This window comes from Blastococcus tunisiensis (genome assembly GCF_900112815.1).
GTDB classification, from domain to species: domain Bacteria; phylum Actinomycetota; class Actinomycetes; order Mycobacteriales; family Geodermatophilaceae; genus Blastococcus_B; species Blastococcus_B tunisiensis.
In genome coordinates, this window is sequence record NZ_FOND01000037.1 from 1 (window position 1) to 10,581 (window position 10,581).

Genomic DNA, 10,581 nt, shown 5'->3' on the forward strand with positions numbered 1-10,581 from the left:
GGCCTCGTAGGTGACCGCCGCCGGACCCGGCAGGCCACGCACCCACTCGATCACGGTGTCGGTCGTGGGTACCAGCCGCTTCTTGATCAACTCGCCCGTGACGCCGTCGATCGCCGCCGCGGACACCGATCGTGCGTGCACGTCCAGCCCGACGCTCGTACGCTCCACACCCATCGGGGCCTCCCACACATGTCGGATAGGCCGGGCAGGGGCTCCTCCCCGGTAACCCACGTTTCTGGTGTGGAAGGCCCCGACCCGCAACCGCTCCCCACGGGATCGGTCGGGTCATACCGTCTGACCGGGTCCGCCGGCGGGTGGCCGGGACCCGGACGGCAGACTGGGCACGTGCTCCCCGCCGCTGACTACGGTCCCAGCCCGGTGCCGTGGGTGCGCGAGGAAGTGGCCCACCTCGAGCGCACCGGGTCGGGACTGCGCGGGCGCTCCGTCGTGCTGCTCACGACGGTGGGGGCGCGGAGCGGACTGGTCCGCAAGACCCCGCTCATGCGCGTCGAGCACGCCGGGATCTACGCCGCCGTGGCCTCGACCCGTGGGGAGGACCGGCATCCGGACTGGTACGCCAACGTGCTCGCCCGCCCGCGCGTCGTCCTCCGCGACGGCGACCTGCTGCTCGACCTGGCGGCCCGTGAGGTCTCGGGAGCCGAGCGGAGCAGGTGGTGGTCCCTGGCCTGCACGGTGTTCCCCTCCTACGTGGAGTACCAGCGGCGTACCCGGCGGCGCATCCCGGTGCTCCTGCTCGAGCCCCCGGACGGGCACGAGGGCGCGCGGACCTGAGCAACCTGCCCGCCGTCGACTTGTCGACACAATCCACCAACAGGACGAGACCGTTTCGTTCGGATTGGGCGATGCGGAGGACGGCCGTTCCTCCGTAGCGTCACGGACAGCAGCCAGGTCGTACCGGTCCGTCACGGGTCGGAGCCTGCATCACACCCGAGGAGCTTCCCGTGCCGTCCTTCTCCCGCCCGTTCCTGACCCTGCTCGCCGACCCCACGGCGACCCCTGAACCGCACCGGTCGCCGTGGAGCGACGCCCCGGCCACCGACGAGGGATGGCGGGTGGACGCCCTGTGCGCCGAGACCGACCCGGAGGCGTTCTTCCCGGAGAAGGGCGGCTCCACCCGCGAGGCCAAGCGGGTCTGCGCGGGGTGCCCGGTGCGGGCCGAGTGCCTGGAGTTCGCGCTGGCCGGCGACGAGCGCTTCGGCATCTGGGGCGGCCTCTCCGAGCGCGAGCGGCGCCGGGTGCGCGTGCAGCGACGGGAGGCCCTCAGCGCCTGACGCGGACTGCCGGGCTCAGTTGCCCACCTACGGCACGCGCTCCTCGGCGGCTGCCCACGCCGGCTGCGCGCCGGCCGAGGGGCGGTAGGTGACCGTCTCCTGCGTGCTGACCAGCAGGGTTCGCAGCTCGCTCAGCCCACCGGGCAGCACGGCCCCGGCCCTGGCCTGGACCAGCACGTTGCCCAGGGCCGCCGCCTCCACCGGACCGGCCACCACGGGCAAACCACAGGCGTCGGCGGTCAACTGGCAGAGCAGCGTGTTGCGCGCTCCCCCGCCCACCAGGTGCACCACCTCCACGTCCCGACCGGAGAGCTCGACCGCCCGGCGGATCGTGCGCCGGTAGGCCAGCGCCAGGCTGTCGAGGATGCAGCGCACCGTCTCGGCCTGGCTCCGGGGCGGCACCTGCCCGGTGTCCGCGCAGGCCGCGGCGATCCGGGCCGGCATGTCGCCCGGCGGCAGGAACCGCGCGTCGTCCGGGTCGACGACGGCGGTGAAGGCCGGCACCCGCGCCGCCTCGGCCAGCAGGGCGGGGAGATCCGCCGTCCGTCCCCCGGCTCCCCACGTGCGCAGCGACTCCTGGAGCAACCACAGCCCCATGACGTTGCGCAGGTAGCGGACGGTCCCGTCCACCCCCAGCTCGTTGGTGAAACCCGCGGCCCGGCTCTCGTCGGTGAGCACCGGGCGCTCCAGCTCGACGCCGACCAGCGACCACGTGCCGCAGGAGACGTAGGCGAACCGGTGACCGACGGCCGGCACGCCGACCACCGCGGACGCCGTGTCGTGCGACCCGACCGCCGTCACCGGCACCGGGCCGAGCAGTCCCGTCTCCTCGAGCACGTCACCCCGCAGCTCGCCGAGCCGCTCCCCCGGGTGCCGCAGCGGCGGGAACAGCCCGCGCGGCAGGCCGAGCCGGTCGACCAGCTCCCACGACCACCGCCGCGTGGTCGCGTCCAGCAGCCCCGTCGTCGACGCGTTGGTGACCTCGGCGCCGACCGTGCCGGTGAGCCAGTGGGCCATCAGATCCGGCACGAGCAGCAGCCGCCGGGCTGCCTCGAGCTGTGCCGTGCCCCGACGGGCGGCGAGCTGGAAGACGGTGGTGAACGGCAGGTGCTGCAGGCCGGTGACGCGGTACAGCTCGTCGGCGGGGACGACGGCGTGCACCCCCGGGACGGCGGTGGCGTGCCGGGCGTCGCGGTAGTGCACCGGGTTGCCCAGCAGCGTCCCGTCGGCGTCGAGCAGTCCGTGGTCGACCGCCCAGCTGTCGATGCCGATGCCGTCCAGCCGGCCGGTGTCCCGCCCGGCCGCCCGCAGGCCGTCCAGCACCCCCGCGTACAAGCCGAGCACGTCCCAGTGCAGGGCGCCCGCGGCGCGCACCGGCCGGTTCGGGAACCGGTGCACCTCGCGCAGGTCCAGCCGGTCGGGGCCGACCTCCGCGACCATCACCCGGCCGCTGGACGCGCCCAGGTCGACGGCGGCGAACCTGGCGCTCACGGCTCGACTCCAGCTCGCTCCGTGCCTCGCCCGCTCGTCGCTGCGATGCTCACTCGCCCGTCGTTCCCGTGCATCAGCGCAGGAAGGCCGCGGCCACGCCGGAGTCCACCGGCACGTGCAGCCCCGTCGTCCGGGTGAGGTCGCCGCCGGTCAGGGCGAACACCGCGTCGGCCACGTGGTCGGGCAGCACCTCGCGCTTGAGCAGGGTGCGCTGGGCGTAGAACTCGCCGAGCTCCTCCTCCTTCACCCCGTAGACGGCGGCCCGCTGGGCACCCCACCCGCCGGCGAAGATGCCCGACCCGCGGACGACGCCGTCCGGGTTGATGCCGTTGACCCGGATCTGGTGCGGGCCGAGCTCCGCGGCCAGGAGCCGGACCTGGTGCGCCTGGTCGGCCTTGGTCGCGCCGTAGGCGAGGTTGTTCGGGCCGGCGAACAGCGAGTTCTTGCTGGAGATGTAGACGATGTCGCCACCCATGCCCTGGGCGATCATGATCCGGGCAGCCTCGCGGGACACGAGGAAGCTGCCCTTGGCCATCACGTCGTGCTGCAGGTCCCAGTCCTGCTCGGTGGTCTCCAGCAGCGGCCTGGAGATCGACAGCCCGGCGTTGTTCACGACGAGGTCGACCCCGCCGAAGGCCAGGTTCGCCGCCCGGAACGCCGCGGCGACGGCCTCGCCGTCGGACACGTCGGCGGCCACGCCGATCGCCACGTCGGAACTGCCGATCTGGGCCGCCGCATCGGTCGCCTTCTGCAGGTCCAGGTCGGCGACCACCACGCAGGCGCCCTCGGCGGCGAGGCGGACGGCGATCGCCTTGCCGATGCCGCTCGCGGCGCCGGTGACCAGGGCGACGCGGGTGGCCAGCGGCTTCGGCTCCGGCATCCGCTGCAGCTTGGCCTCCTCCAGCGCCCAGTACTCGATGCGGAACTTCTCGCTCTCGTCGATCGGCGCGTAGGTGGAGACGGCCTCGGCGCCGCGCATCACGTTGATCGCGTTCACGTAGAACTCGCCGGCGACGCGGGCGGTCTGCTTGTTCGGGCCGAAGCTGAACATGCCCACCCCTGGCACGAGCACGATGGCCGGGTCGGCCCCACGCATTGGCGGGCTGTCGTGGGTGGCGTGGCGGTCGTAGTACTCCGCGTACGCGGTGCGGTACTCGGCGTGCAGGACCTGCAGCCGGTCGACCAGCTCGTCGAGCGGTTGCGTGGCCGGCAGGTCCAGGACCAACGGGCGCACCTTCGTGCGCAGGAAGTGGTCGGGACACGACGTGCCCAGTTCGGCGAGCCGGGGGTGCTCGCCGGCGGCGAGGAAGTCCAGGACGACGTCGCTGTCGGTGAAGTGGCCGACCTGCGGCTTGTCCGTGCTGGCCAGGCCGCGGATCACCGGCGCCAGCGCGGCGGCGAGGTGCCGGCGCTCAGCCGTCGGCAGCGGCTCGAATGCGTCGATGCGCGCACCGAAGGGCTCGGGGCGGCCGCGCTCGGCCAGGAACCGCTCCGCCGTCCGGATGATCTCCAGGCTGTGGGCCTCGCACTGCTCGCTGGTGTCGCCCCAGGCGGTGACGCCGTGGCCGCCGAGGATGCAGCCGATCGCCTGCGGGTTCTTCTCCGCGATCTCGGCGATGTCCAGCCCGAGCTGGAAGCCGGGCCGCCGCCACGGCACCCACACCACCCGATCGCCGAAGCACTCCCGGGTCAGCGCCTCCCCGTCGGCGGACGTCGCCAGGGCGATGCCGGAGTCGGGGTGCAGGTGGTCGACGTGCGCCGAGCGGACCAGGCCGTGCATGGCGGTGTCGATCGACGGCGCCGCGCCGCCCTTGCCGTGCAGGCAGAAGTCGAAGGCGGCGACCATCTCGTCCTCGCGCTCGACGCCCGGATAGACGTCCACCAGCGAGCGCAGCCGGTCGAGCCGGAGGACCGCGAGACCGCCCTCCTGCAACGTGCCGAGGTCGCCGCCGGAGCCCTTCACCCAGAGCAGGTCGACCGGCTGCCCGGTGACCGGGTCGGTCTCGCTGCCCTTGGCGGAGGTGTTGCCGCCGGCGTAGTTGGTGTTGCGCGGGTCTGCCCCGAGCCGGTTGCTGCGCGCGATCAGGTCGCTGACCACGGGGTTCGTCACGTTCAGGAGTCCTCTCTCAATGGTTCGTGCCCAGCCGTGGCCCCCTGCAGGGTCCCGCCGCGAGCGTGCGAGCGGTGGGGGGCAGGGGGTCCTTACTCAGGCGCCCCAGCCGGCCTGCTGGCCGCCGACGCGCTCGCGGGCAATGCGCTCCTGGTAGCCGGAGCGCGCGTAGGCGGCGTAGGGATCGGTGTCGAGCCCCCGCTGTTCGCGCAGCAGCGCCAGCAGCGGCCGGACGTCGGTGCCGTAGGCGTCCATGAGCACCGCGTTGGCGCCGAGGACGTCTCCGGACTGCTGCGCCTCGGCCAATGCCGTCCGGTCGATCAACAGCGCCTTCGCCGTCGCCTCCTGGACATTCATGACCGACCGGATCTGGCCGGGGATCTTCGGCTCGATGTTGTGGCACTGGTCGAGCATGAAGTTGACGCCCGACCCGGGACGGAGTGCGTCGTTGCCGACGATCTCGTTCATGATCCGGAACAGCTGGAACGGGTCGGCCGAGCCCACGATCAGGTCGTCGTCGGCGTAGTTGCGCGAGTTGAAATCGAAGGCGCCCAGGCGCCCGGCGCGCAGCAGCTGTACGACGATGAACTCGATGTTGGTGCCCGGCGCGTGGTGCCCGGTGTCGAGCACGACCGTCGCCTGGTCGCCCAGCGCCAGGCAGTGCAGCAGCGAGGTCCCCCAGTCGGGGATGTCCATCGCGTAGAAGTACGGCTCGAAGAACTTGTACTCGAGCAGCATCCGCATGTCCGGGCCGAGCATCGCGTAGATCCGCTGCAGCGAGTCGGCGAGCCGGTCCTGGCGCGCCCGCAGGTCGTCCTGCCCCGGGTAGTTGGTGCCGTCCGGCAGCCACACCTTGAGGTCGGTGGAGCCGGTCGCGTGCATGACCTCGACGCACTGCGCGTGGTGGTCGATCGCCCTGCGGCGGACGGCGGGGTCCGCGTGGGTCAGGGAGCCCAGGCGGTAGGCGTCGTCCTGGAACAGGTTCGAGTTGATCGCCCCGATCCCGACCCCGAGGTCGGCGGCGTGGGCGGCGAGCTTCCCGTAGTCGTCCACCAGGTCCCACGGGATGTGCAGCGACACCCGCGGGGCGACCCCGGTGTACCGGTGCACCTGGGCGGCGTCCTCGAGCTTCTCGTAGGGGTCGCGGGCCACGCCCGGCCGGCCGAACACCTTGAAGCGGGTGCCGGAGTTCCCGAACGCCCAGGAGGGCAGTTCGATGGTCTGCGTCGCCAGCGCGTCGAGAGCGGCGGTGCGGAGGTCGGTCACGAGGGTCTCCGATCGTGCAGCCGCATCGGGTCGGTGAGCCGGCAGCCGCGAGATGAAACGTTTCAGAACGTGTGGCGCCGACCATAGGGAGACTGGTAGACCTGTGTCAACAGACCCCGCCGACGGCGCGCATCCGCGCCGCGGAGGCGGATCGCCATACCGGCTGAGACGGTTCATCAGACGGTGTCCCGAACCGAGGAGAGGCCCTGAACGCCAGCATCCGGGACGTGGCCGAGCGGGCCGGGGTCTCCGTGGGGACGGTCAGCAACGTCCTGAACCGACCCGACACCGTCGGCGAGTCGACCCGCGACCGCGTCCTCGGCGCCATCGACGCACTCGGGTTCGTGCGCAACGAGTCGGCTCGCCAGCTGCGGGCCGGCCGCAGCCGCACCATCGGCCTGGTCGTCCTCGACATCGCCAACCCCTTCTTCACCGACGTCGCCCGGGGCGTCGAGGAGGTGGCGAATGCCCAGGGGCTGTCGGTCATCCTCTGCAACACCGATGACGAGCCGGACAAGCAGGCGGCCCATCTCGACGCGCTGGCCGAGCAGCGGGTGCAGGGCGTGCTGATCACCCCGACCGCCGAGCCCTCCCCCCAGCTGGCGTCCCTGCGCCGGCGCGGGGTGCCGGTGGTCCTCGTCGACCGCCGGGCGCCGGACGCCGGCCAGTGCTCGGTGGCCGTCGACGACCAGCTCGGCGGCCGGCTCGCCGGGGAGCACCTGCTCGAGCACGGCCACCGGCGGATCGCGTTCGTCGGCGGCGTCTCCGGCCTCCCGCAGGTGCAGGAACGGCTGGACGGCGTCAGCGCGGCGGTGCGGACGGTCTGCGGCTCGGACCAGGGGCTGACCGTCATCGCCCCGGAGTCCCTGACCGTCGCGGGCGGCCTGGAGGCGGCCGCACGCATCGTCGGCATCCCGGCCGCGCGCCGGCCGACCGCCGTGGTGTGCGCCAACGACCTCATGGCCCTCGGGGTCCTGCAGGGGATGGTGCGCCATGGCGTCCGGGTCCCCGACGACCTCGCCATCGTCGGGTACGACGACATCGACTTCGCTGCGGCCGCGGCCGTCCCCCTCACCTCGGTGCGCAAGCCGCGGCTCGAGCTGGGCCGGCGGGCCACCGAGCTGCTGCTCGCCGAGGCCCGGGGCGACGGGCACCGCCACGAGCAGCAGGTCTTCGGGCCGACGCTCGTCGTCCGGGAGTCGAGCATGGTGCGCCGGGACCCGACCACGTGAGGAGCACGGTATGAGGGTCGCTCTGTTCGCCACCTGCCTGGTGGACACGATGGTCCCCCAGGTCGCGTGGGCGACGGCGGCGCTGCTGGAGCGGCTGGGCCACGAGGTGGTCGTCCCGGCGGGCCAGAGCTGTTGCGGTCAGATGCACGTCAACACCGGCTACCGGCGCGAGGCCGTCCCGATCGTCGCCAACCACGTGCGCGCCTTCGCCGGGGCCGAGGCGATCGTGGCCCCCTCCGGGTCGTGCGTCGCCTCGATCCACCACCAGCAGGCCGCCGTCGCCCGGCGCGCCGGCGAGCACGCCCTCGCCGACGAGGCCGCGGCCCTGGCGGAGCGGACCTACGAGCTGTCGCAGTTCCTGGTCGACGTCCTCGGGGTCACCGACGTCGGCGCCTACTACCCGCACCGCGTCACCTACCACCCGACCTGCCACTCGCTGCGGTTGCTGCGCGTCGGCGACCGCCCGCTGCAGCTGCTCCGGGCGGTGCGCGGCCTCGACCTCGTCGAGCTGCCCGCGGCCGACCAGTGCTGCGGCTTCGGCGGCACGTTCGCGGTGAAGAACGCCGAGACGTCGACGGCGATGCTCACCGACAAGATGGCCAACGTGCTGTCCACGCACGCCGAGGTCTGCACCGCCGGAGACGCGTCCTGCCTGATGCACATCGGCGGCGGCCTCTCCCGGCTGCGCTCGGGCACCCGCACGGTCCACCTCGCCGAGATCCTCGCCGCCACGGAGGAAGCGGTGTCGCCGCACCAGTCGACCCGGCCGGCGGTGGCCCGATGACCGCGGTCTTCCTCGGCATACCCACCGCGCCCCGCGGGGTGGGTCACCTGCGCGGCGACCGGTCCTTCCCCGACGCCGCCCGCGACTCCCTCCGCGACGGGCAGCTGCGGGCCAACCTCGGCCACGCGACCGCGACCATCCGCGGCAAGCGGGCGGCGGTCGTCGGCGAGGTGCCGGACTGGGCGGAGCTCCGCGAGGCCGGCCGGGCGATCAAGGCGGCCACCATGGCCCGCCTCGACGAGCACCTGATCGCCCTGGAGGAGCAGGTCACCGCCCGCGGCGGCACGGTGCACTGGGCCCGCGACGCCACCGAGGCCAACGCGATCGTCACCCGCCTGGTCCGGGCGACGGGGGCCGACGAGGTGGTCAAGGTCAAGTCGATGGCCACCCAGGAGATCGGGCTCAACGAAGCCCTGGAGGCCGCGGGCATCGCCGCGCACGAGACCGACCTCGCCGAGCTGATCGTCCAGCTGGGTGAGGACCAGCCCTCGCACATCCTCGTGCCGGCGATCCACAAGAACCGCGCGGAGATCCGCGAGATCTTCCTGCGCGAGATGCCGGGGGTGGACCCCACGCTCACCGACGACCCGCGCCGGCTCGCCATGGCCGCCCGGGCGCACCTGCGCGAACGCTTCCTCCGGGCGCGGGTGGCCATCAGCGGCGCGAACTTCGCCGTCGCCGAGACCGGCACGCTCGCCGTCGTCGAGAGCGAGGGCAACGGCCGGATGTGCCTGACCCTGCCGGAGACGCTGATCACCGTCATGGGCATCGAGAAGGTGGTGCCGACCTGGCGCGACCTCGAGGTGTTCCTGCAGCTGCTCCCCCGGTCCTCCACCGGCGAGCGGATGAACCCCTACACCTCCCTGTGGGCCGGTGTGACCCCCGGCGACGGGCCGCAGGAGTTCCACCTCGTGCTGGTCGACAACGGGCGGACGGCGGTGCTCGCCGACGAGGTGGGCCGCGAGGCGCTGCACTGCATCCGGTGCTCCGCCTGCCTCAACGTGTGCCCGGTGTACGAGCGCGCGGGCGGGCACGCCTACGGCTCGGTCTACCCCGGCCCGATCGGCGCGGTGCTCTCCCCGCAGCTGACGGGGATCGAGGACAACGCCTCGCTGCCCTACGCCTCGTCGCTCTGCGGCGCCTGCTACGACGTCTGCCCCGTGGCGATCGACATCCCCTCGATCCTGGTCCACCTGCGCGGCGAGCACGTCGAGGCGCAGGCGCGCACCACCCCCGAGGCAGTCGCGTTCCGGGCGCTGTCGAGGGCCATGTCGAACCCCCGGCTGTGGCGGCTCGCGCAGCGGGCCGCCGGGCTCGGCCGGTTCCTGGCGCGGGGCAGGCCGACCCTGCCGGCGGCCCTGCCGCCGCCGGCCTCGGGGTGGACCCGCACCCGCGACCTGCCGACCCCGCCGCGGGAGACGTTCACCCAGGCCTGGGCCCGGGAGCACGGCGGATGACGGCGCGCGAGGACATCCTGGGCCGGATCCGGACCGCCCTCGGCCCCGACCGCGCCGCCCCGGCCGAGGTCGCGCGGGACTACCGGCTCACCGACGACCGCTCCCCCGCGCAGCTGCTCGACGTCCTGACCGAGCGGCTCGAGGACTACCGGGCGTCGGTGGTGCGCTGCGTGCCGGCCGACGTCGCGACCGCGGTCACCGGTGCGCTGCGGACGGCGCTCGGGGAGCACTCCCCTGCCGACGTCGTCGTCGCCCCGGGCGTGCCGGCGGGCTGGCGGCCGGACGGCACCGTCGAGGACGACGGCCGCCCCGCGGTCGCCCTCGCCGACGCCGCCGCGGCCCTGACCGGCGTCTCGGTCGCGATCGCCGAGACCGGGACCCTGGTCCTGGACGGCGGCCCGCGCTCCGGGCGCCGGGCGCTGTCGCTGCTGCCCGACTGCCTGGTCTGCGTCGTGACCGCCGACCAGGTCGTGGGCGGTGTCCCCGAGGGGCTGGCCCGGCTGGACCCGCTCGCCCCGCTGACCATGATCAGCGGCCCGTCGGCCACCAGCGACATCGAGCTGCAGCGGGTCGAGGGCGTCCACGGCCCGCGCACGCTGCTCGTCGTCCTGGTGGGCTGATATGTAGTCCCTCGCTGTCAAGAGGGCAGGGCGAGGCGCCGCCGGGGCTGGGTGCTCTGGCGGCGCCTCGCTTTTGTGCTGGCTCGGATCGGCGGTGCGACGGGGTGAGCGTGTCGGTGCGACGCGCGGTCGATGCTGATATTCGCGGGTTGGTTCCGCAGGACGGCGTTCGGCGGGGGCGCTTCGGCGTGTCTGAGGTCGAGCGTCACGCTCGTCGAACCGTACTGGTGGGTCGGCGTCGTGGCTCACAGCCCAATCGCCGGTTCGGCCCCTCGCGCTGCTGCCCGTCGGTGCCCGATACGAGCCAGGTCTGTGATGGGTCGGCTTGC

At 73.5% G+C, this 10,581-nt stretch carries 9 protein-coding genes; 6 read left to right on the forward strand and 3 right to left on the reverse strand.

Translation table 11 applies throughout. The features are described 5' to 3' along the window. The first annotated feature begins 345 nt into the window (after positions 1 to 345). Together BM142_RS23915 and BM142_RS23920 are read left to right on the forward strand one after the other, a co-directional pair. Complete coding sequence (locus tag BM142_RS23915) at positions 346 to 792, forward strand: nitroreductase/quinone reductase family protein (RefSeq protein WP_254791229.1); 447 nt, start codon at positions 346 to 348, stop codon at positions 790 to 792. Positions 793 to 962: 170 nt separating this feature from the next. Beyond that, positions 963 to 1,292, forward strand: a complete 330-nt coding sequence (locus BM142_RS23920; RefSeq protein ID WP_092204016.1) for a WhiB family transcriptional regulator — start codon at positions 963 to 965, stop codon at positions 1,290 to 1,292. 27 nt (positions 1,293 to 1,319) lie between these two features. On the opposite strand, the gene BM142_RS23925 is transcribed toward BM142_RS23920, so the two are convergent. The 3 genes from BM142_RS23925 to rhaI form a co-directional block, all read right to left on the reverse strand. After that, complete coding sequence (locus BM142_RS23925; RefSeq protein ID WP_254791233.1) at positions 1,320 to 2,783, reverse strand: rhamnulokinase; 1,464 nt, start codon at positions 2,781 to 2,783, stop codon at positions 1,320 to 1,322. Between the two features lie 73 nt (positions 2,784 to 2,856). Further along, the gene (locus BM142_RS23930) at positions 2,857 to 4,893 is read right to left on the reverse strand and encodes a bifunctional aldolase/short-chain dehydrogenase (protein WP_254791234.1); all 2,037 of its coding nucleotides are present in this window, start codon (positions 4,891 to 4,893) and stop codon (positions 2,857 to 2,859) included. A 96-nt stretch (positions 4,894 to 4,989) separates the two neighbouring features. Further along, positions 4,990 to 6,159, reverse strand: coding sequence for an L-rhamnose isomerase (gene rhaI / locus BM142_RS23935; protein ID WP_092204020.1), 1,170 nt, complete (start codon positions 6,157 to 6,159; stop codon positions 4,990 to 4,992). A 227-nt stretch (positions 6,160 to 6,386) separates the two neighbouring features. Between rhaI and BM142_RS23940 the strand changes: the two genes are divergently transcribed. The 4 genes from BM142_RS23940 to BM142_RS23955 are packed head-to-tail and all read left to right on the forward strand — an operon-like array spanning position 6,387 to position 10,252. Beyond that, a complete protein-coding gene (locus BM142_RS23940) occupies positions 6,387 to 7,391 on the forward strand; it encodes a LacI family DNA-binding transcriptional regulator (RefSeq protein ID WP_254791235.1) in 1,005 nt (334 codons plus the stop codon). A 10-nt stretch (positions 7,392 to 7,401) separates the two neighbouring features. Then, on the forward strand, positions 7,402 to 8,175 hold the full coding sequence (locus tag BM142_RS23945; protein WP_092204024.1) for a (Fe-S)-binding protein: 774 nt from the start codon (positions 7,402 to 7,404) through the stop codon (positions 8,173 to 8,175). After that, positions 8,172 to 9,632 (forward strand): LutB/LldF family L-lactate oxidation iron-sulfur protein, encoded by a 1,461-nt coding sequence (locus BM142_RS23950; protein ID WP_092204026.1) that lies wholly within the window; start codon positions 8,172 to 8,174, stop codon positions 9,630 to 9,632. Before BM142_RS23945 ends, BM142_RS23950 begins: the two co-directional genes overlap by 4 nt. Continuing rightward, positions 9,629 to 10,252: a LutC/YkgG family protein gene (locus BM142_RS23955; RefSeq protein ID WP_092204028.1), complete on the forward strand. Its 624-nt coding sequence runs from the start codon at positions 9,629 to 9,631 to the stop codon at positions 10,250 to 10,252. Before BM142_RS23950 ends, BM142_RS23955 begins: the two co-directional genes overlap by 4 nt. Positions 10,253 to 10,581: the final 329 nt, after the last annotated feature.